We start from the raw sequence: 22,524 nt of genomic DNA, 5'->3' as shown, positions 1-22,524 counted from the left end.
TGGAGGCAAAAGCCAACAAAGTTTTATAAAATCAACTTAAAGCAGTTCATTTAGCTGTTGAATGAATTCTGATACAGACATAGATCCAAGATCCCCTGACGCTTGTTTGCGCACTGAGATTGCGTTCCCACTGACCTCCTTTTCACCAATGATCAACATAAAAGGAATTTTTTTGACCTCGTTGTCCCTGATTTTCTTGCCAATGGACTCCGTGCGATCGTCAATAAATCCACGAAATCCATGGGATTCCAGCTCTCCCAAGACAGATTCAGCATAATTTTGGAATCGATCGCTTACCGTGAGGATGGCAAATTGATCAGGGGTCAGCCACAAAGGGAATTTTCCTGCACAATGTTCCGTAAGGACTCCGATAAACCGCTCCATGGATCCAAACGGCGCCCTGTGAATCATGACAGGTCTGTGTTTTGCGTTATCAGAACCAATGTATTCCAGTTGGAATCTTTCCGGAAGATTGTAGTCCACCTGAATGGTCCCGAGTTGCCAACTTCTGCCAAGGGCGTCTCTCACCATGAAATCAAGTTTTGGTCCATAGAATGCTGCTTCCCCGAGTGCTGTTGTGGTCTCAAGTCCAGCTTCCCGTGTGGCGTCTATGATGGCTTGTTCTGCTTTGGCCCAATTCTCATCCGATCCAATGTACTTTTCTTTATCGTCCGGATCCCTTAGACTGATCTGTGCGGTAAAACTGTCAAAACCCAGTTTACGGATGACCAGCATGGTCAAGTCCAATACATTCAAAAACTCATCCTTGACTTGTTCGGGTGTACAAAAGATATGGGCATCATCCTGTGTAAAACACCGCACCCTTGTGAGTCCATGCAATTCACCACTTTGTTCGTATCGATACACCGTTCCGAACTCAGCGATTCTGACTGGCAGCTCTTTGTAAGATCGGGGTTTGTGGCCAAAGATTTCGCAGTGATGAGGACAATTCATTGGTTTTAACATAAACTCCTCTCCTTCTCTGGGTGTTCGGATGGGTTGGAAGGAATCCTGACCATATTTTTCCCAATGTCCGCTGGTCATGTAAAGGTTTTTGTGTCCAATGTGGGGTGTAATAACAGGTGTATAACCCCGCTTTATTTGTTCAGCTTTTAGAAAATCTTCCAAACGCTGTCGTAGGGCGGTCCCTTTTGGCAACCAGATGGGCAATCCTGCACCTACTTTTTCTGAAAACAAAAAGAGTTCGAGTTCTTGTCCCAATTTGCGGTGATCTCTTTTTTTGGCTTCTTCCAATAAAACAAGGTAATCTTCGAGTTCCTTTTGTTTCGGAAAGGTAATGCCATAAATTCTTGTCAACTGAGGCCTAGATTCGTCACCGCGCCAGTAAGCCCCTGCCAAATTGAGTAGTTTTACAGCTTTAATAGAACCAGTATCTGGAAGATGAGGCCCCCGGCACAAATCAGTAAATCCTCCCTGGCTGTAAAAAGTAATTTGTCCGTCTTCCAAATCCTGCAGGAGTTCCAGTTTATAAGGATCTTTTCTTTCCTCAAAATAGCGGATGGCATCGGCTTTGGAAACTTCCTTACGAACATAAGGTGATTTATTCCTTGCCAGCTCCAGCATTTTGGTTTCAATTTTATTGAGGTCCAAAGCTGACAAAGTATGGTCTCCCGGATCGACGTCGTAATAAAATCCATTTTCAATGGCTGGACCAATGCCAAATTTTGTACCAGGGTACAATGCTTCCAAAGCTTCTGCCATCAGGTGGGCTGATGAATGCCAATAAGTGCTTTTTCCTTCTTTGTCATTCCAGGTAAGCAACTGGACCGTTGCGTCTTCTTCAATGGGGCGATTTGCGTCGATGACCTTTCCGTTTACCTTGGCTGAAAAGACATTTCTGGCAAGACCCTCGCTGATGGATTTGGCAATATCCATGCTGCTGACACCTTTCTCGTAATTTTGCTTTCTTCCGTCTGGAAAAGTAATTGTAATCTGCATAGCTGGTGTATAATTCGCAAAGGTAAAGTATTTAAATGAGTGGGGAAGAAGCTGAACGGTCTCAAGGAATGATGTGAGTGTCTTTAACGAATAATTGGGATTTGGAGGCGCTATAAAAGACCGATTGGATTTAGTCTATCAGATGATTTTCCAGTGCAATTTTGACCATGGCGGCAGTATTTTTTACCCCCAACTTGGTCAGTAGATTTTTGCGGTGGCTATCGACGGTGAGGATGCTAATGAAAAGTTGACTGGCGATTTCCTGATTGGTCAAACCATCACAAATCAATTGCAAAACTTCTTTTTCCCTTTTTGTAAGAAGGGTTTGAGAAATCTCATTTTTTTTATTTTCGGCCAAAACAGAAGCCACTTCTTTGTCCATATACACTCTGCCCCGATGAACCGTTAGTATGGCTTCTTCCAGTTCTTCCTTGTCCGCGTTTTTTAAAATATATCCCATCGCTCCGGCCTCCATCATGCGGGTGATATAGCTTCTCTCTTTAAAAGTACTTAAACCCAGGATCCCAATTTTGGGATATTGTTTTTTGACCATCGCGCATAGATCAATTCCATTCAGATCAGGAAGGTTGATGTCCATCAAGATGACGTCCGGAGAATCGGTGGGGATTAAAGACAAGGCTTGATATCCATTCATCGCAGTTCCACAAATTTGGATGATGGCAGAACCCATTAATAAGGATTTTATACCTTCAATGACCATCATGTGATCATCCACGATCAATACACGAATCATTTCTCTTTAAACTCTATGTGTACAGAACAACCTTCACCGGGCGCGCTGCGAAGATCCAAATGTCCTTTTAGAAAATCCACCCTGGATTGTATATTGAGCCAGCCGATTCCCATTCCATGGTTGGAGAAATTTGTATCCATTCCTTTACCATTGTCCTCCACATCCACACTGATCCTTTCACCATCCCTGATCAATTGCACCAAAGCATGGTTGGCGCCAGAGTGTTTGACCACATTGTTTAACAACTCCTGGACAATTCTAAAGATGACCACTTCCATATCCTGGGATAATCTGTTCTCAAATCCATAAGATTGAAATTTGATTTGCAGCCTTCCGTCTTGTTGCAGATGATCGCAGTAATCTGCTAAAGCATCTATCAAGCCAAAGCGGAGTAAGGCTTCAGGCATCATATTGCGCGCAATATGACGCAATTCGTTGATTGATTTGTCCAGATCTCCGATCACCTGTCCTAAAGCGGTAGCTGAGGTCTCTGATAAAATTTGATTTCCTTTCATTACATTGAGATTTTGTTTTATTCCGGAGAGCATACCTCCCAAACCATCGTGAAGATCTTTGGCAAGGCGACTTCTTTCTTCTTCTTGTCCACGCAATATTGCATCTGCTGCAGCGATTTGTTTTTCCTGTTCGAGGCGAACAATTTCTTGTTTGCTAATTTTCAATTCCTGCTCAGAGATTTTTTTCTTTTCTCTTACATTTTGCAATACAAGGATCAAGCTTGAAGCTATCAACGCAAACAATAAAATCAACGCAAAAATGGTGTTTCTTTTTTTCGAAAGCTGAAGCTGCTGTATAGTATTTTCAGTCTGGAGTGTTTGTATTTCAGATTCTTTTTTGGAAAGATCCAACTTGACCTCCCACTGCGCGGTGCTTTTAATAATTTCATCATTCATTAAAGAGTCCCGCAGAGAAATGTGTTCTTTTCTCAGTCTTGAAGCAAGATCAAATTTTCTCTGAACATAAGCGATGTCAGAGGCATGCAGCAAAGCCTCCTTTAATAAATCTCTGAACTTGTGCTTTCTTCCCAATTCAATTGAAGAATCAATGTGACGGAATGCGCTTTCAAAATTTTGAGAATTAAAATCAATTTTCGATTTACCCAAATAAATTCTGGCAAGGGTCTCATAGTCTCCCAAATTCAAACTTATTTTTAAGCCATTGTTTAAATGATGAAGGGCTGATTGGTCCTGAGATATTTGTATGAGCTGTTCGGCAAGATTTAATGAGGCCAATGCTTCCAGATGTGCCAAATTATTCGATTTGCTAATTGTTAAAGCCGATTGGATCGTATGGATCGCCTCTTTGATTCGGCCAGAATGGGAATAGATAACAGATAAATTTAAGTAGGCAGAGGCTACACCTTGTGGATCAGCAATGGACTCCGCAATCTTCCTGGCTTTGAGCGCAAATTGTTCTGCCTTCTCAAATTGACGCATGTGATCATAGGTTCCTGCAATATTTGCCAGGGCGCTACTTAGAAAGACGGAGTCACCATATTCTTCAATCAGGGGAAGGCTTTCAAGCTGATATTTTAAGGTACTTGTATAATCTCCAAGATATTGATAAGATAAAGCAACATTTGCATAGGCAGCCACCATCAGTCTTTGATGATTAATTTGCTTTCCAACATCGAGAGACCTTAGATTGAGCAACAAAGCTTCCTTTAAATTTCCTTTTTTATTCAGGACATCCGTAAACCAGCTTATGGTTTTTGCTTCCAGAAAGAGTGCCTTGTTGTCTATACTCAAATTCAAAGCTTTGCGATAATAATGTTCTGCGCTGTCCAGATTTGATTGTTCATAATAATTACCCACATTTAAGATGGCAAGAACTTTTGTGGAATCATCGGACTGAGTGAATATGGCCTGTTTAAGGCTGTCCACATTGGATTGGGCAAAGCTTGGTTGATAGGATAATAATATCAACTGGATTAAGAACTGTTTGAAGTGTAACCGCGATATCATAAGACAAATGTAAACCACAAATGTCCACATTTGTATCCCGGAATTCAAAAATCCCCTTTTTCCGGTAGATGAAAATCCTCATTTTCAGGGATTGTCCACGAAGTGTCCACATCCCCATCTTTGCATCAATTAATTTATTTACTTTAAAAACGAACTATTATGAAAAATTACTTCTCTTTTTGTTTACTTTTTCTTGGAGTGTTTCTTGCTCCCGAACAAAAATCTAAAGCCGAAAATTTGGAAAATCCCACTGCTGCCATCGAAGTGGTTCGCAATTATTACCAGGCAGTAGAATTGGGAAACCATGCTGAAATCAAAGAATTATTGGCAGACAACTGCACAATAACCAATCCCCTTGTTCCTTTCGGGACAGATAAAAAAACATGGACCGGGGTTGTACTTGGATTTAAAGTAGCGTTCTCCAATCTAAAGCACCAGATTGATGAATATTTGGTTTCTGGAGAAACAGTCACAGTCAAAGGATTTTTGCAAGGTACAAATGATGGCCAGTTGATGGGAAATGCTCCTACCGGTAAAAACGTAAATACTAGATTCATTGCCATTTTCAAATTGGATCATCAGTTTAAAATAAAGTCCATAGACGCTCAATTTGATTTAAAAACATTCGAATCACAGGTATTGGGTGCGGACCCAAATATCGTCATAGAAAACGCTAAAAACACCATACGCCAGGCTTACGATGCACTAAACCGCCATGACTGGAATGCATTTGCTGTATTGTGTGATGAGAAAAAATACATGGATGTCGGTGTCGCGCCTCTTCCCATTGTTGGAGCTAAAGAAGCCATCGAAGGTTATAAGCAATTTTTCAGCGCGTTTCCTGATTTGAAAGTTCAAATTAATGAAATTGGGACCATCAGCCCGCAGAGGTATTTGCTCAGGGTAACCCTGACAGGAACCCATAAAAATACACTGATGGGTATTCCTGCCACAGGAGCAAAATTAAATTATGACGATTGCGATCTGATAGAATTGGATGCGAATGGAAAGATCATCTACCATCAGCCCACCAAAGGAGGCAAGGAAGTATTTCGTCAAATCGGGATCAACCCGGATGAAAAACCAATGGCTAAGAAATAAAGCCGACAATGAAATATACCGTTAAGAAATAAATCCTATTTTTACTCTAATTATTCATTGGCATGGATTATCATTTTGTCACCGAATGGAAATTTGAAGCTCCACTGGAGCTCGTCTGGAAAGAAATTTACGAATCTGAAAATTGGCCACAATGGTGGAAAGGAGTACTCTCGGTTGACCATTTGGAATCAGGAGACGAAAATGGGATTGGCGATCGAAAAAAGTATGTCTGGAGAAGTTTTCTTCCCTACAATTTAAGTTTTGAATCCAAATTGGTTGAAAAAATGCTTCATCGGAAATTGGCAGGAAATGTTACTGGCGAACTCGAGGGAAGTGGGGTTTGGACCTTTGAGGAGCAGGATGGATATACCTGTGTCAGATATGACTGGCAGGTCAGGACGACTAAAAGATGGATGAATTTTCTGGCACCGATCGCCAAACCTTTTTTTGAGTGGAATCACAATGTTGTCATGGAGTGGGGCCGTGTTGCACTCGAAAAGAGACTGTTCGAAAACCAACTCCTCCTTAAAATGAATTGATTTGTTTAAAAATTAAATTCAACAATTCAAATGAAACTTAAAATTGTAGCAGAAAATCCAATGGAGTGGCTGGCACTCAAACTCAATTTAGTACCGAAGCCCTTAATGGACACGCAGGTTGCCTTCACACAAGCGAGAGCAATCATGGCAGCTGCTGAGTTGGACATATTTGAGGCGATGGGTAAGGAGAAAAAGTCCTTCGCACAAATCGCGGAAAAATGTAAAACGCATCCTGAGGCTACCAAGCAATTGTTGGATGCCCTCACCGGAATTGGGTATTTGAATTGGAACAATGGGCTTTATGCGATTAAACCATCCTATCACAAATGGCTGCTCAAAGAATATCCCTCCAACTATATTGGAAAACTCCGCTTCCAACTCAGTGAATGGAATTGGCTGACAAAAATGGAAGAATATGTCAAAACCGGAAAACCCATGGAGCTACATTCTGTGATCTCAGAATCCGAATGGGCCAACTATCAGGAAGGAATGCGCGATTTGTCTGTCAACACCGCAGCTGAATTAGCGGGTAAAATCAAGCTTCCCAAAGGAGAACTCAGGATGCTTGACATCGGAGGATCTCATGGATTATATTCCATCGAATTGTGCAAGAAACATCCAGGATTGACAAGCACCATTCTTGAACTCCCAGGGGCTGTTGACAGGGCGAGCGCCATTGCGGCCAGATATGGTCTGGGGGAACGCGTCCGATATAAGGCAGGAGATGTCCTGAAAGAAGATTTGGGCGATCAAAAATACGATCTTATCATGATCAATAATGTGGTGCACCATTTTACCGAAGAGCAAAATGTCCAATTGGCTCAAAAGGTCACAAAAGCATTAAAAGCCAGAGGAATTTTTGCCATTGGTGAATTTATCCGAGGAAATAAACCCGGCGCAGGAGGTGCAGTTGCTTCAGGAGCCGGTCTCTATTTTGCATTTACCAGCGAATCCGGAACCTGGTCTGAGGAAGAGATCACAGCTTGGCAACAGTCTGCCGGATTAAAAAGCACAAAATCCATCGGATTGATGACATTGCCCGGGTGGAAGTCGATCCTTGCCCAAAAATAAAACCCGTTCAATCAAAAAATTAAAATAAAGGACCATGAATTCTTTTATAACAATCATCACTTGTTTTTTCTGTTTTAGTTTTTTACCAAACGCATCTGCCATGAATCATCCAATTACAGACCCAAGCCCTTCCAAGTCAAGCAAGCTAAAGCCTATTGTTTTTGTTCCGGGCTCATTTCACGGTGCATGGTGTTGGTATAAAATGCAAGCATTGTTGAATCAAAATGGAAATCCATCAGAAGCGATCGATCTTCCAGGACATGGTTTGGACAACACATTACCCGGAAAAATCAGTCTGGAAGATTACGTTGAAACCGTGGGAAAGGTGTTGGAGAAATACAAAGAGCCAGTGATCTTGATTGGACACAGTCGTGCTGGCATTGTCATTTCTCAGGTGGCTGAACGATGGCCTGAAAAAATTGATCAATTGGTTTATTTGTGTGCTTTCCTAATACCAAACGGTGAGCCTATGGTGGCTACAGCCTTGACAGACACCCATTCTGTGCTGGTCAGCTCCCTGATCTTTGATCATGAGGCAGGCTGGCACCTTCCTAAGAAAGAATCTTACCGTGAAGCATTTTACCATGATTGTTCTGAAGCAGATTTGGCTCTTTGCTCTGCTTTGTTGACAAAAGAACCCAATGCACCGGTGGGCACACCATTGCAATTGACATCAGAGAGGTTTGGTAAAGTGAAGAAGAACTATATTTTTACCACAGAAGACCGAGCGATCACTTATCATTTGCAAAAGAAGATGGTCCAAAGAGTGCCTGTGGACAGAACTTTTACACTAAAAGCCAGTCACTCACCATTTTTGTCCCAACCGGATAAGCTGGTAGAAATCATAAAGCAGCTTTAATGAATAATTATTCATTCAGAACTTATTGATAAATTTTATATGAAATTCACATTATTTTTATATTGTTGTGGTGTTTGCCTCATTTTATTAAATTGTACTTCGAATTCAAAAAAAATGGAAACAAGACAAGTCATTGAAAACAACAAAGCACTTGTAAAGAAGTGGATTCTTGAAGGATGGAATCAAAACCGCAACCGCGAAGTGGTGGCAGATGTTTTTGCTCAAAATTGGAAGGATGGCAACCCAAGCTTTCCAGACCAACCTTCAGGAATTGAGGGAGCGATGTATTATGTGGAGACCTATCGTAAAATTTTTCCAGACATTCAGTTCACCTTGACCCAGATCATTGCAGAGGAGGATATTGTATGCTTTCGATTTACCGCAGAAGCAACCCATCAGGGAGAATTTATGGGTATTGCTGCGACCAACAAACGGGTTCAATTTTCCGGTATTGTGATCCATCGCATAGAGAATGGTCGTTTTGCAGAAAGCTGGAACGAAATTGACTTGTTGGGGATAAGACAGCAATTGGTTTCTGAATAATTTATCAGTCAGGGTTAAATCTTATTTTTGTCAATTATTATTGACAAATGAAAAAAGGTAAGGAAGACATTAAAACGGTCCAACTCGATTCCTTCCTGCACCAGCTTCACAAGGATTATTCTTTGAAGAGCGATTTTGGATTGGATGGATCAAAAGAATTGGTGGAAGGAGGCTTTGGACTTTATTCATCTACCAATATCAAAGACAAGATTGGTCCGATTAAAACCCAATATTTTCGGATTTCATTGGTGAGGTCAGGAAGTGCACAATTTGACATTGGATTGGAGAGTTACCAACCCGGCAAGGACTTTATTGTATTTGGATTTCCCGGACAGATTTTCTCTCTTTACAACAAGAGTCAAGATTTCAAAGTATACTACATGTTGTTCAGTGAAGAATTTATGGGAGAGTCACTTTTAAAGAAAAATAAAAGAGATCGATTTCCATTTTTCAATTACACCGGAGTTCATTGTTTTAAATTGGAAGAGTCAAAAGCCAGCGAAGTCGAAAATATTATTTTTAAAATCAATGACGAGATAAAATACAGACAAAATGATTTGGCAACTGCAGTTCGACTTTATGTGCAACTTATCCTGTTGCTCGCCAACAGAGAATACGAACGTTTAGAACTGAAAGACACAGAGAAAGACTCAGGAGCGAATGCTCTATTTACCAGATTTATAAAACTGGTGGGACAACATTTCCTACAATACCGGAAAGTATCTGATTATGCAGAACTGTTGCACATCAGCTCCGATCATTTGAATAGAATTATAAAGGCACAGTCGGACAAGACTGCCGGAGAGCTCATTGATGCTATGTTGTTGAATGAGGCAAAGGCTTATTTATTATACACCCAGCTCTCAAATGCGGAGATTGCTTATCGGCTGGATTTCTCAGATCCATCTCACTTCAATAAGTTTTTTAAAAAGCTCACCAGTTTTACCCCGGTCCAGTACCGAGAAAGATCGTAAGTAAACCATACAAAGCTGTTTTCATACAATGACCGGAATTTAACCAGGCCATAATTTTGTCCTGTTATTTATTAAATGATTAAAAAAGTAAAAATGAAAACCTTATTTTTGAGCAACTTACTACAATTTGGAATTATGACCGTTTTTTTGACTGCTTGTAATGAACCCAATGCCTCAGAAAGTGAAACTACAGAAGCCCGAAATATAGCGACTGTCAAATCCATTTTAGCAGCCATGGATGCGGGAGAAACCGTAAAGTTTGACGAATTTCTGACAGCGGATTATCAAATTCACAATCCTTTTTTGCCAGAGCCGGGAAATCTGGAAGTTTTTAAAGGGCTGATGGCTGGTCAAAAAGGGAGCTTTCCAGATGTGAGGCATGAAGTGATTCAGATATTTGCCAAAGACAATATGGTCTGTGTACGAGGCGTGTTTAAGGGTACGAACACGGAACCTATGCAAAATTTGCCACCGACCGGCAACAGGGTCGAATTGCCATTTATCTTTACGGATGAATTTACGGCAGATGGCAAACTAAAGGTTCGGCATGTGCAATTTGATACCGGATCATTTAATGCCCAGCTGACAAAGAATCCAAGCGCTGAGTAAGTCCTCTTAAAGCACGATGCGAGATCTATTTGATTTTTTAAAACTCAATATTCTATAGCAGTATAAAGGTCCTGCTGAAATGCAGGCAGACAAACACAAAGGAAAACAAGATCTTCCGATCCAATATTGTGGATGTATTGTGCGCGATGTTTTTGGATTCTTACGAGATCACCCGGCTCAACCAGACCATTGAGTTTACCATCGAGGTACATTTCCCCTTTTCCGGAACGGATGTAGTAATATTCATCGGCCTGAAGGAAATGATTTTTTGATCTTTGTCCAGGAGAAAGTCTGGCATCGGCAAAAGAAACAGTGTCATCTGTAGATTTGAACAATTCGCGAATGAAGCAAGCCTCTTCAATAAAACTCTCCTGCGTATCTGCCGACCGAATTATTTTCGATTCTGCCATTTTCTGGGAGGGGTAATTATGACCAAATGTATTGTTTCTTGTTCATCAGTAAAGCCTCTCCCGTAAAAGTTTGATCTCCTGTGGAAACTTCATAGATGGCACAGTCATAAAGAACGCGGTTTTTTTCAGGAAAAATTTCCTTGACCGTAATGACAGCCTCATACTCTGTATCAACAAACATAGGCTTGAGCCACTGCATGGTTTGTTTTAGGTAAACATGGCCATCCACCATCCACAAGGCACCAAATATTTTGGTAAACACCGAACCGCCCAAAAAGCCATGAATGATATTTCTACCAAAAATGCTGTTTTTGCCTACCTCAGGATCTGTGTGCAGAGGATTGGTATCGCCGCTCACCTTTGAATATAAATCCACATCAGTCTGCGAATAACTGAATTTGTGTCTGAATTCATCTCCCTTTTGTATCATCTTAACGCTTATTAATAATTTATTGACAGGCACTTATATCCCAAAGGCCTTAATTTTGCGTTGCAATTATAGAACTATTTTCGTAAATATAAATAATTAAAAAATATGTCAAATTCACAGAAAACTAAAAACATTGTAGAGCAGATCATCGACACACAGGCTACAATGGTAGAGAAAGCAGTAGAGGCCACCAAAAAACTAAGCTCCAACATTCCCATGGTCAACGAAACATTGGACAAGGGTCAGGAGTTATTTCATAAGACGGCAAAATCTTCAAAGGAGTTTGCTGAAAAAACAACTGAAAATATCAACAAAATCAATCAAAACATGAACAACAGCGCAGAAATGGCCCAAAATTTTTTCAAGCAGTGGCTGGAAAACCAGATGACCATGGCGAAAAATGCATTTGGCCAGATGGGTACAAACAACAGCCAAGCACCAAATACAACTGACTGGATGTCGCAATGGCAAAACTGGATGGATCAATCCAAAAATCAGTGGAATACCATGATGGGCCAAAATCCGATGATGTCCATGATGAATCAGAATCCATTTGTAAATATGATGCAAAACAATCCCTTCTTCCAGAAGAACGGAATCCAGGGACAAATGGCCGATGGGTTTCAGCAATGGGGACAAATGACCAAGCAATATCTCGACACCATGAATCAATCTTATGGTGATTGGGTAAAACAGTTTTCAAACCTCACTTCAGCAGATACCTTTAAAGGTATGACCAATATGTCTGAGAGCCTCAGCAAATTCTTTGAATTGTGGATGCCAATGTTTAAGTCCATGAATGACAAAACATTTTCTGCAGAGAAATTTATGGAAGCTTTAAGCCCTGAAAAATATAAATCCTTTGTGGATAGTTTCTTCAAATTTATGCCAGAAGGCAGCCAGAAAATGATGGAGCAAATGAATGCACAGTTTGTTCAGTTTATGAAGGAAGCAAGCCAAAGTGGATTGAGCAATTATGCACAAATGAAAAATCAGTTTCAGCAAATTCCCGGCATTCAGCAAAATCCATACACCAATGCCTGGGAAATGTATCACAATTGGAGGACAGCCATGAATGAGGCAGTATCCCCTCTGACCAAAATGATGAACCAGAATGGACCCGTCAAATCTGCTCAGGTGTGGAATGAAATCTACGAATTAATGGTAGAATTTAATCTCAAAAACAACGAACTTCAGTACATGATTTATCAGCACGGTTTGAAAGCCATGGATAAACTGGCAGATAAGGTGGCTGCACAAATTGGTGAAGGGAAGAGCATTGACAGTTTTGTTAAATTGTATCAGGATTGGTTGGTAACTGGCGATGAGGTGTTTACAGACTTGTTTAACAGCGACGCATACAGCAAGTTGATGACTGAGGTGAGCAGCTTACAGATGAGATTGAAAAAAGACATTGATGATCAGATGGAGTCTTTGTTTTTGGTCAATATGCCAGTAGCTACCCGCACAGAAATGGATGAAGTTTACAAAAGCATCTATGATCTGAAGAAAATGTACCGCAACCTTGAGAAAATGTGGGCAGGAATGGAGGAAAACAAGAAATCCGAGCCAAAACAAGAAGCGCCTAAAGCAACGGCTACCAAGAAAAAATAAATCAGAAATAGGTTTACAATTAAAAGCCTGTCCTTTTGGATGGGCTTTTTTAGTTTATGCCTTTTGTCTACATTTGCGGCTTAATTAAATCAAACCATGGTCAATACGAACTCAGTCTTTTCCGAATTTGTCGAAATCGGTGAAAAAATCAGAAAAGGATACAGCACCCTTAAATCCATCGAAGAAGTGGAAGTGGCTACCACTCCAAAGGAACTTGTTTGGTCCTGCGACAAGGTAAAAATGTACCATTATCTCAGAGATACGCCAGCCAAGACCAAAATACCTGTTTTGGTTTCTTTTGCCATTATGAACCGCCATGATGTGCTCGATCTTCAACCGGACCGCAGCTTGATGAAGAAACTCCTGGATGAAGGATTAGACATCTATATCATGGACTGGGGATATCCCAGCAAGGCTGACCGATATCTTACCATGGAGGATTATATCCTTGGATATATGAACGATGCCATCGATTTCGTCCGCAAAACCCACAAAATGGACAAAATCCATAAGATGGGGATCTGTCAGGGAGGTCTTTTCAGCATGATCTATGCAGCCATTCATCCGGAAAAGTTAAAAACTCTGACGACCTATGTGGCACCTTATGATTTTACGGATACCCAATGCAACATGCTCTACAAATGGACCAAATACGTCGATGCCGACACCATGGCGGAGACCCAGGGAATCATCAGTGCAGATATGCTCAACAACGCATTCAGTATGCTCAAACCATCCATGGACATCGCAAAGTTTTTTGGTGTATTGGAAATGGCAGAGGATCGGGAAAAATTGATGAACTTTCTTCGAATGGAAAAATGGAAGGCAGATTGCCCGGATCTATCCGGCGAGATGTACCGGAAATATATCAAAGATCTATTCCGGGACAACAAACTCATTAAAGGAGAATTCGAGTTGGATGGAAAAAAAGTAGATCTCAAAAAAATGACCATTCCTTTTCTCAATGTTTATGCGACTGAAGACAACATCATCCCGAATGACTCTACGATTGCAGTGATGGACCACATTGGAAGCAAGGACAAACAACTGTACGCTTTCCCTGGAGGCCACATCGGAGTTTTCGTTGGTGCCAAATCCCAGAAAGAATTAGCCCCTGCAGTAGCCAAGTGGGTGGTAGAGAGGAGTTAGAAGAGGGATTACCATGAATGTGTTTGTCCCAACGAAATAGTTTACTCTGCTTTCTGATATTATTGGCTGATCTTTACGAGCTTTTTAGTTTGATTTAATTGGCCATTATAATCAAACAACAAGAAATATACACCGTCAGATAAATCAGAGGTATTTAATATATTGATTGGTGCAGAAAACCTTCCGACCCTGATCAATTTTCCAAAGCTATTAAAAAGACTCCAATTGCATTCCCCATCCAACCAGTAATAATATGGAATCTCAAAATGAAATTCTTCAGAAAATGGTTGAGGATAGAGTTTGGTATGTTTTAGGTACTCCTCAATTATCTTTTTAGATTTTGTGCCTTTGCCTGGATCAACATATATGGTATTGAAAACTGAGTTGGTTATAATGGGACGGTTCTTATCAAAGTAGATATTGGCATAATTAACAATAACATCGTTTTCTTTTAAGTGGTCCACGGGATCCATTTTAAACCGGACAAAGCCTTTTGCAGCTTCCGGATTTTGTTTTGAATATGGAAGATTGATATTTTTAAACAAAAATGATAGAGTCCTATCTGCAGCTATATGGTGAGTGCAAGGATGACTTGATTCAAGTAATTCAAAACTGTTTAGCTTAAGACTAAAGTCGATCATGTCCTTGATTAATACATCTTTAGCAGTATCATTTCCTAAATTTTCAAAATCAATCGTATAAACTATCGTTTGATTTTTACGGATTCTATTGTCAAAACCATTGAAAGGCACACTCGACTTTTGATTAGGGTCATAAGCACACCTCACAATTGTCTTGTCTTCGTAAGTGGTTTTATAGTGCAAAGAAGCAAATTCCGCTAATATCTGAAGCTCCTTACCTACATGGCTTTCATCAGGAAAGATGAACTTAAAATGTATCTTAAGATCATCTGATAGTGCTTCCAAATTATTAATCTCAAAAAGATATCTCCCATTTACAAATTGATAAGGATGATCCACTTCAATAAATTTCAGTTTTGAATCAATTGAAACTGAAATCATTCCGGATAATGATGTAGTCCCTGAATTTTGTAAGATTAAAATGTACTCGCTTGATTCATTGCATCTTCTGTTAGTAAAATTGCCGGTTAAATTAAGCGAGGAAATGGCATCATTTGCTATAAAAGGAATGTCTTGTTCAACCAAAGGGCGAATGGAATCTGAGGATAGTTTTACAAAATTCTCACCCAAATAGCTGATATTCCAAATTGGAGAAGCACTGAAAATATTGATTTCTTCTTTTGGGATGGCATTAATTTCAAATTTACCATTCTTAATGGCCTGGTGGTTGCAATATTTGCCTATAATTTCGATTGGAAAATTGTAGATTTTTTCCGATATGTCTAATAATCCATTTTTGTTTTCATCAAAAAATCGATTTCCACGAATCGGATAAATAGGAGAATTTTCATTAATTACAGAAGCAATGAATTCCATGGAAGCAGCACTTAATAATTCATTTTGTAAATTGGAGACCGTTAATAAAAAGCCGGAGAGAAAATTTCCAATGATTTGAGATTGAATATTTACATTGCCGGTACTTAGATTAAGTTCAAGTTTTCCAAAATCACCCAATGGTTTTTCTTTCGAAAATCCGGAGCGATAATTAACATTGGAAAATGGTGGCAAACAATTGCCTGGATCCGGTTGAACCCCATCACAATCTTGGGTTTTAGATCCTGGCAAACCATGAGAGGAGCCGCCAAGTCCACCAACAGAAAATGGTTGGAAGTCCTCAACGCCTAAGATGCCTATCGGTATTGAAGGATTCAAAACTTTAAAGCTGGTATTTTCGCCTATAATGGCGTTTTGAAAATTACTCAAATCTATTTGTGGACCAGAGTGAGTCTGAGTTTGCCCTTTGGCGCTGATCATAATATGATAGAGTATCCCTCCCAGTCCCGGGTCCTCAATATTAAATATATTTTCTACACGGCAGCACCTTTGATGTGCAATTAAATAGTCACCATTTATTTTAGGAAGTCTTAATTTGATATCGTAGTAAGCCATTTCGATATTTGTCAATTGATTCTTTTCCCGGCACAATTGAGTAATATCGATTAAACTAACTTCTTTTATTTGCCTTAATCCTAAAAATTGAGTGGTTAAAACCTGCCAATGGCTCCCATTGTTTTGGTAAATGCCAAGCTCAATGCTTGAATCAAAGCCCGCACCATTTATGGTATTTGGGTCTCTCAACACCGTAAGAGTACCTTCAACTAGAAAATGTCCCGGAAGCTCAGGGGTGATTTTGTAATTAATGTACGATCCGATTTGATGGTTGGACAACAATAATTGTGGGAAAAATCCCGAAAAAACAAAAAAAATGGCGAATAAATTTTTCATGATTTCATTGTTGAATTATTCTGGAGATGAGTATATAAAAAGCATAAATATAAAACGTTTGAAAATTAAATTTATAACTTATATCACACCTGTCCAAAATAAGTTTAAATTTGAAATGTGACAATTGATTTACAAGTGGATACTAATTTTGAAACGTTAATATAAAATTGAACCCTCATAACAGTTATTGCAATTTAAAAAATTTCTTTTGTTTATCAAACTTCATGTATGTTACTTTCTTTTGGCCGTCAAAAGAAAGTAACCAAAGAAAACTCGCGGCTGGACTCCTCGCTCACCCAACTGTAGCTCTTTCGCTATGCTAAAAAAACTCGCCTCTACCCTCTCCTACTGGGCTCCACAATCCTCGCTTCGCCAACTCCGTCATTGTGGGTAGCTCCTCGGTTGGGCTCAGACAGTTTTTAGCATGACCGCGAAATTCGCTGGTTGGGTACCCGAGCTGCGGAGCCCTAAGCCGCATTGAAATGCATGAAAACTATCATTATTCCTGATATTTCAATCTAAATAATGAGTAATATTACGAGCCTTTTCGTCAGCGGCCCAAGAAGGACAGATTTTGGAAATAGCGCCTTATATTGTCGCTCCTTTAACTAAAACTAATATGATGCACCCATCAAACAAACTATCATAATGAAATCATATTATGGAGCGGCAATATTTAGCGCCCAAAATCTGTCCCAACAGTGAACCATGCAAAATGAACCAAATAAGGAGTATTATAGCCAAGAAAGATGCCGCCTTAGAAAAGGCTGCGTTTTTGTCCACTTTTTGCGCGACAAAAAGTGGAAAAGTTAGTTTCTAAAAATTATTTTGGACAGGTGTGAACTTATATATATTCTAATTCATATTTTCAATAGTTTTAATTTTTACTCTTGAATAATTATTTTTTTAACATATGTTTGATTATTTGACAGCCTGATTTTTATAAGCCAAACACCGGCTGAGTTATCACTAAGTTGCAATTTTAGGAGATTATCAGAACATTTTAAAAGCTTAGCTGGCACCATATTTCCATTAATATTGTAAACCCGAATATCACTAATTTCATCAACTCCATTTGGTAGATTAATATAAAATGAGCCAGTGGAAGGATTTGGCCAAAGTTCTAAATTTAGCAATTCATTTTGTGGATCTATAATAGCCGATGGAATCTGATGGTAAAGAAATTGCATGCAATGATAGAATGGAAATTGAGAGAAGTAAATTGCAACTCGATTAAACAGGCTATCATCCAATTTTTGAATATACCATAATTCCAATCCCGCACCAAAGTCTTTAAAACTATAGGAATAAAGATTATTGTTGCTCAGATCGTAATACAGCTCGTTTTCTTCTCCGTCAACTTGTTGAATGTTGAATTGACGTATGAGAGCACCATCATAAGTGAATTCATTAATGGAAGAACTCTTTACAGTGAGTTTGCGCAACAAGGGATGGATGCGAAAACATTGGATGGGTTCAGGCAATGAAATAAATTCGGTCGTTTGATTCTGTAAAGAGAATTTATCCAATCCTCCGGATCGAGGTATAAACATCAATTGATTCCAGGGATCCAACTGAAACCTTGAATCCTGTTTCATATCCGGCCAAGAATAAATTGATTGGATGATTTGGGTGCTAAGATCAAAAGACGCAATCCGTTTGTTGTTAAAATCTGAGAAGTAAATTTTGCCATTGAAAAAATCATATTCCAGAAACGCCTCAAAAGCCAATCTACCCAACTCTCCAAGATTTTGGATGCTGCTGTCTTTAAGATTTAGACTGTTAAGCTCCACCTGCTCATTGTTAATATTGGGGTTCAAATAAAGGATTTTACCCGAGATTTGATCAAGAGTAAACCATGGGTATTCAGATGAAAACTGATTGGAATAATTTTCGAGCTTATGTCCTGTTAAATCCGTATTCACGCTATGAAGATTTCCCGGGCTTCCAAAGTAGATTTTAGTTTGTGCGGATAAACAAAATCCATAAAAAATAAATAAGAAGAACCATTTGAAGCCCAAAGTGAATTTTGAATCAGTTTGCATATGGTAAAATGAATGGACAATAACAGAGCCGCGATTTTGGGGAATCAATCGGGTAAAGATAATAAAAATGAAAATGATTTTCGTTAAAATTTCAAGGATATTTGGATAAAGGAATCGATTTTACCTTATAGGTAATGCCATACGAAGACGATCGCTGGGCCATCCTAATTATTTACCTTTGCCAATTATGGAACTTCAAGATTATTTTAGGATCAACCAAAAGCTTTGGGACAAGCGTACCGGAGTGCATGTAAAAGCAGATTTTTACAAAACAGATGCAATCATTGGCGGGGAGAGTTCATTGACAGAGATAGAAGATTTATATTTACCAGATGTAAAGGGAAAGTCCTTGCTACACTTGCAATGCCATTTTGGATTGGATACCATTTCGCTTGCGCGCATGGGCGCACAATGCACAGGTCTTGATTTTTCAACAGAAGCAATTTTAAAAGCAAGAGAACTGGCAATCCTGACAGGACTTGATATTCGCTTTGTGGAAGCCAATGTTTATGATCTGGAGAAACTAGATCTGGGTGAGTTTGATCTTGTTTTTACAAGTTACGGAACCATTGGTTGGTTGCCCGATCTGGATCTTTGGGCCAGGGGAATTTCCAACGCGCTTAAAGCCGGAGGACAGTTTTATTTTGCTGAATTTCATCCCTGTCTGTATATGTTCGATTTTAATACAGGACAATTGGATTATTCATATTTCAATACCGGAGAACCTCTTGAGGAATGGTGTGATTCCAGTTATACCGGTACCGAAGACAAAGTGGGCATGCCCTCCTGGTTTTGGCAACACTCCATCGAAGAGATTATCAGCGCATTGTTCAAATATGGACTCCAGATGGAAGCTTTTCATGAAATACCCTGGTCGCCTTACAATTGCTTTCCCAATATGAAAGAGATCCAGACCGGTCGATATTATTTTGGTCCCGAAAAGGCAAAAATTCCACATGTTTTGGTGATTAAGGCCCGAAAAATCTGAGTGATTCTTAATCTGTATCTTTGGGGTTCTAAAAACAGACCTTATGTCTAAATTAAAGAATTATGTCCTAGGAACCTGGCAGGAAGGACAGGGTAAAGGACAGGTTTTGTACAATGCCATTAACGGTGATGAAGTAGCCATCGCTGATGCAGATGGCCTTGATCACGCTCAAATATTGAATTACGCAAGGAGCAAAGCAGGCCCGGTCTTGCGCAAAATGAGTTTTCAGGAAAGAGGAAGAATGCTGAAGGCATTGGCACTCTACCTGACTGATCGAAAAGCAAATTATTATCCCATTTCCTACCAAACCGGAGCTACCAAAACAGACAGCTGGATCGACATAGATGGAGGTATAGGGACTTTGTTTGCTTATGCTAGTCTGCGAAGAAAACTTCCCAATCAAAGCTTTTGTCTGGATGGAGATTTGGTGCCCTTGAGCAAAGAAAATAGCTTTATCGGCCACCATCTTTTGATTCCCAAAGAAGGAGTTGCGTTACACATTAATGCTTTTAATTTTCCCGTTTGGGGAATGCTAGAAAAAGTTTCTGTCAATTTATTGGCGGGCATGCCAGCGATTGTAAAACCCGCTACTGTCAGCTCTTTTTTGGCGGAAGCAGTGGTGAAAGACATCATCGCTTCAGGTATATTGCCGGAAGGTTCATTACAATTGATTTGCGGATCGATCAAAGGAATGATGGACCATTTAAATTATCAGGATGTGGTTACGTTTACAGGATCTGCCACCACCGGAAAAATGCTAAAAGCCCACCCAAGGATTTTGGAAGAATCTATACCATTCAACATGGAGGCGGATTCTCTAAACTGTTCGGTCCTGGCTTTGGATGCAAAACCAGGATCTGTAGATTTTGATATTTTCATCAAAGAAGTGCATCGGGAAATGACCGCCAAATGCGGACAAAAATGCACCGCCATCCGACGAATTATTGTACCGGAATCTTATGTAGAGGAAGTCCAGCTGGCACTTTCAGCGAGGCTCGCCAAAACGGTCATCGGAAATCCTGCACACCCTGATGTGAGAATGGGTGCACTTGCCGGCAAAGTACAATTGTCAGAGGTCAGAGAAAAGATTGCAGTATTGTCCCAATACACACCCATTGTATTTGATCAACAAAACCAATTACAGGTACTGGATGCGGATCTGCAAAAAGGTGCCTTTATGAGCCCAGTTCTGATGTACAATCCAAAACCATTTGAATATACCCAAACCCACGAGATGGAGGCTTTTGGTCCGGTGAGTACCCTAATTCCATACAAGACGATGGAGGAGGCGATTGAACTTTCAAAAATGGGTAAAGGATCCTTGGTCAGCTCGATCATCACCTCAGATCCTCAAGTGGCCACACAATACGTTCTTGGAGCCGGATCCAACCATGGCAGAATCCTGATACTAAATGCAGAATGTGCCAAGGAAAGCACTGGTCACGGATCTCCAATGCCCTTGTTGGTCCACGGAGGTCCGGGTAGAGCTGGTGGTGGAGAAGAGATGGGTGGTTTGAGAGGTATAAGGCATTATATGCAGCGGACGGCCATTCAGGGATCACCCAGCATGATCACAGGCATCAGTCAATCCTATCAGATGGGCTCCAAAACCCGCGAACTTGAGATTCATCCGTTCAGAAAGCATTTTGAAGAAATCGAAGTGGGGGATGAGTGGGTCACAGCCAAACATACCGTGACTGAAGCAGACATCACCAATTTCGCCAACTTAAGCGGTGATCATTTTTACGCGCATATGGACGCGACATCACTGGAAGGGACGATTTTCACAGGAAGGGTTGCCCACGGTTATTATATTTTGTCAAAGGCCGCAGGTTTGTTTGTGGACGCCAAAAAAGGACCCGTTTTGCTCAACTACGGAATTGATGAATGCCGCTTTATTAAACCCGTTTATCCGGGAATGACCATTGGGGTCCGGCTGATTGCAAAAGAAAAAATAGATCAGGAAAAAAGGACAGAAGATGACGTCCCTAAGGGAATCGTCAAATGGGTGGTGGACGTAAAAGACGAAATAGGAGAGTCGGTGGCGGTCGCTTCAATTTTGACCATGGTCAAAAAACAAAACGGCTGATCGCACATTATTTTAAAAAGAAAAAAGAATGCAATCCACTGTAACAGATCATTTGAACTTAGGATATTTGGACATTGAGGTAGATCCGACATTGGATTTAGTGGCCGAAATCAATCAGCTAAAGCAAGAAAAAAACGCAGTTGTCCTCGCGCATTATTATCAGGAATCGGACATTCAGGACATCGCCGATTTTGTTGGAGACAGCCTGCAGTTGTCTCAGGAGGCAGCCCGGACGAAAGCAGATATGATTGCATTTGCGGGAGTCCATTTTATGGCTGAAACCGCCAAAATCTTATCCCCCGGAAAAAAAGTGGTGATCCCGGATCTCAAGGCCGGTTGTTCTCTTTCTGATTCCTGTCCGGCGCCTTTGTTTGCAAAATTTAAAGAGAAATATCCCGATCATGTCGTCGTCAGTTATGTCAACTGCACCGCGGAATTAAAAACGCTCACGGACATTTGCTGTACTTCCTCCAACGCAGTTCACATCATTAACAGCATCCCTTTGGATCGAAAAATCATTTTTGCTCCCGATAAAAACCTGGGAGCATATTTGATAAAAAAAACCGGAAGGGATATGGTTTTGTGGAATGGAGCCTGCATGGTCCATGAAATATTTTCCAGGGAAAAAATTGCAAAATTGAAGCACCAACATCCTGAGGCAAAAATTATCGCGCATCCGGAATGTGAAGAACCGGTGCTTGCTTTGGCCGAGTACATCGGCTCCACCAGCGGGCTACTTAAATTCGTCCAGACAGATCCGGCTCCCGCATTTATTGTGGCCACAGAAGCCGGAATCCTCCATCAGATGGCCAAGGCCTGTCCGGAAAAAACTTTTATCCCAGCGCCTCCCAACAACCTCTGTGCATGCAACGAGTGTCCTCACATGAAGCGCAACACCCTGGAAAAACTCTATCTCTGTATGAAATACGAGCAACCCGAAGTCAAACTATCAGAAAGGGTGATCAGGGAAGCCCGAGCCTCCATCGACAGGATGCTGGAGATTAGTGAAAGGGCGGGCTTGAGGTAATAAAGAAGCAAGTTT

The 22,524-nt window shown here is 40.4% G+C and carries 19 protein-coding genes; 12 read left to right on the top strand and 7 right to left on the bottom strand.

Going from position 1 to position 22,524, the window contains the following annotated elements:
- Window positions 1–36: 36 nt before the first annotated feature.
- The 3 genes from thrS to IPM48_04730 form a co-directional block, all read right to left on the bottom strand.
- Window positions 37–1,959: a threonine--tRNA ligase gene (thrS, locus tag IPM48_04740; GenBank protein ID MBK9270882.1), complete on the bottom strand. Its 1,923-nt coding sequence runs from the start codon at window positions 1,957–1,959 to the stop codon at window positions 37–39.
- Window positions 1,960–2,089: 130 nt separating this feature from the next.
- Window positions 2,090–2,713, bottom strand: coding sequence for a response regulator transcription factor (locus tag IPM48_04735; GenBank protein ID MBK9270881.1), 624 nt, complete (start codon window positions 2,711–2,713; stop codon window positions 2,090–2,092).
- Complete coding sequence (locus IPM48_04730) at window positions 2,710–4,695, bottom strand: sensor histidine kinase (protein ID MBK9270880.1); 1,986 nt, start codon at window positions 4,693–4,695, stop codon at window positions 2,710–2,712. The genes IPM48_04735 and IPM48_04730 overlap by 4 nt, the downstream gene beginning before the upstream one ends.
- 159 nt (window positions 4,696–4,854) lie before the next feature.
- On the opposite strand from IPM48_04730, the gene IPM48_04725 reads away from it, so the two are divergent.
- The 7 genes from IPM48_04725 to IPM48_04695 all read left to right on the top strand — a co-directional run bounded on the left by IPM48_04725 (window position 4,855) and on the right by IPM48_04695 (window position 10,391).
- Window positions 4,855–5,796, top strand: a complete 942-nt coding sequence (locus IPM48_04725) for an ester cyclase (protein ID MBK9270879.1) — start codon at window positions 4,855–4,857, stop codon at window positions 5,794–5,796.
- Between the two features lie 62 nt (window positions 5,797–5,858).
- Window positions 5,859–6,335: an SRPBCC family protein gene (locus tag IPM48_04720; protein ID MBK9270878.1), complete on the top strand. Its 477-nt coding sequence runs from the start codon at window positions 5,859–5,861 to the stop codon at window positions 6,333–6,335.
- Between the two features lie 30 nt (window positions 6,336–6,365).
- Complete coding sequence (locus IPM48_04715) at window positions 6,366–7,406, top strand: class I SAM-dependent methyltransferase (GenBank protein MBK9270877.1); 1,041 nt, start codon at window positions 6,366–6,368, stop codon at window positions 7,404–7,406.
- Between the two features lie 34 nt (window positions 7,407–7,440).
- Entirely contained in the window at window positions 7,441–8,265 is an 825-nt protein-coding gene (locus tag IPM48_04710) for an alpha/beta fold hydrolase (protein ID MBK9270876.1), read from the top strand.
- A gap of 114 nt (window positions 8,266–8,379) precedes the next feature.
- Window positions 8,380–8,808, top strand: coding sequence for an ester cyclase (locus IPM48_04705; GenBank protein ID MBK9270875.1), 429 nt, complete (start codon window positions 8,380–8,382; stop codon window positions 8,806–8,808).
- A 47-nt stretch (window positions 8,809–8,855) separates the two neighbouring features.
- Window positions 8,856–9,782: a helix-turn-helix transcriptional regulator gene (locus IPM48_04700; GenBank protein ID MBK9270874.1), complete on the top strand. Its 927-nt coding sequence runs from the start codon at window positions 8,856–8,858 to the stop codon at window positions 9,780–9,782.
- 93 nt (window positions 9,783–9,875) lie between these two features.
- Window positions 9,876–10,391: an ester cyclase gene (locus IPM48_04695; GenBank protein MBK9270873.1), complete on the top strand. Its 516-nt coding sequence runs from the start codon at window positions 9,876–9,878 to the stop codon at window positions 10,389–10,391.
- Window positions 10,392–10,435: 44 nt separating this feature from the next.
- On the opposite strand, the gene IPM48_04690 is transcribed toward IPM48_04695, so the two are convergent.
- Together IPM48_04690 and IPM48_04685 are read right to left on the bottom strand one after the other, a co-directional pair.
- The gene (locus IPM48_04690; GenBank protein MBK9270872.1) at window positions 10,436–10,801 is read right to left on the bottom strand and encodes a cupin domain-containing protein; all 366 of its coding nucleotides are present in this window, start codon (window positions 10,799–10,801) and stop codon (window positions 10,436–10,438) included.
- Between the two features lie 16 nt (window positions 10,802–10,817).
- Entirely contained in the window at window positions 10,818–11,231 is a 414-nt protein-coding gene (locus IPM48_04685; protein MBK9270871.1) for a MaoC family dehydratase, read from the bottom strand.
- 105 nt (window positions 11,232–11,336) lie between these two features.
- Here IPM48_04685 and IPM48_04680 point away from each other — a divergent pair, with 105 nt between their 5' ends.
- Window positions 11,337–12,845, top strand: a complete 1,509-nt coding sequence (locus IPM48_04680) for a hypothetical protein (GenBank protein MBK9270870.1) — start codon at window positions 11,337–11,339, stop codon at window positions 12,843–12,845.
- Between the two features lie 96 nt (window positions 12,846–12,941).
- Window positions 12,942–13,994 (top strand): class III poly(R)-hydroxyalkanoic acid synthase subunit PhaC, encoded by a 1,053-nt coding sequence (phaC, locus tag IPM48_04675; protein MBK9270869.1) that lies wholly within the window; start codon window positions 12,942–12,944, stop codon window positions 13,992–13,994.
- A 59-nt stretch (window positions 13,995–14,053) separates the two neighbouring features.
- Here the strand turns inward: phaC and IPM48_04670 are convergent, their stop codons facing one another.
- Together IPM48_04670 and IPM48_04665 are read right to left on the bottom strand one after the other, a co-directional pair.
- Window positions 14,054–16,360: a T9SS type A sorting domain-containing protein gene (locus IPM48_04670; protein ID MBK9270868.1), complete on the bottom strand. Its 2,307-nt coding sequence runs from the start codon at window positions 16,358–16,360 to the stop codon at window positions 14,054–14,056.
- Between the two features lie 884 nt (window positions 16,361–17,244).
- Entirely contained in the window at window positions 17,245–18,285 is a 1,041-nt protein-coding gene (locus tag IPM48_04665) for a T9SS type A sorting domain-containing protein (protein ID MBK9270867.1), read from the bottom strand.
- 307 nt (window positions 18,286–18,592) lie between these two features.
- Here IPM48_04665 and IPM48_04660 point away from each other — a divergent pair, with 307 nt between their 5' ends.
- Genes IPM48_04660 through nadA form a run of 3 tightly spaced genes read left to right on the top strand, consistent with a single transcriptional unit; the run spans window position 18,593 to window position 22,509 of the window.
- Window positions 18,593–19,393: a class I SAM-dependent methyltransferase gene (locus IPM48_04660; GenBank protein MBK9270866.1), complete on the top strand. Its 801-nt coding sequence runs from the start codon at window positions 18,593–18,595 to the stop codon at window positions 19,391–19,393.
- A 43-nt stretch (window positions 19,394–19,436) separates the two neighbouring features.
- On the top strand, window positions 19,437–21,482 hold the full coding sequence (gene paaZ / locus IPM48_04655) for a phenylacetic acid degradation bifunctional protein PaaZ (protein ID MBK9270865.1): 2,046 nt from the start codon (window positions 19,437–19,439) through the stop codon (window positions 21,480–21,482).
- 28 nt (window positions 21,483–21,510) lie between these two features.
- Window positions 21,511–22,509 (top strand): quinolinate synthase NadA, encoded by a 999-nt coding sequence (nadA, locus tag IPM48_04650; GenBank protein MBK9270864.1) that lies wholly within the window; start codon window positions 21,511–21,513, stop codon window positions 22,507–22,509.
- The last annotated feature ends 15 nt before the right edge of the window (window positions 22,510–22,524 follow it).

The organism is Saprospiraceae bacterium (assembly GCA_016715965.1).
GTDB lineage: Bacteria > Bacteroidota > Bacteroidia > Chitinophagales > Saprospiraceae > Vicinibacter.
This window is presented reverse-complemented; position numbering and strand designations above follow the sequence as displayed.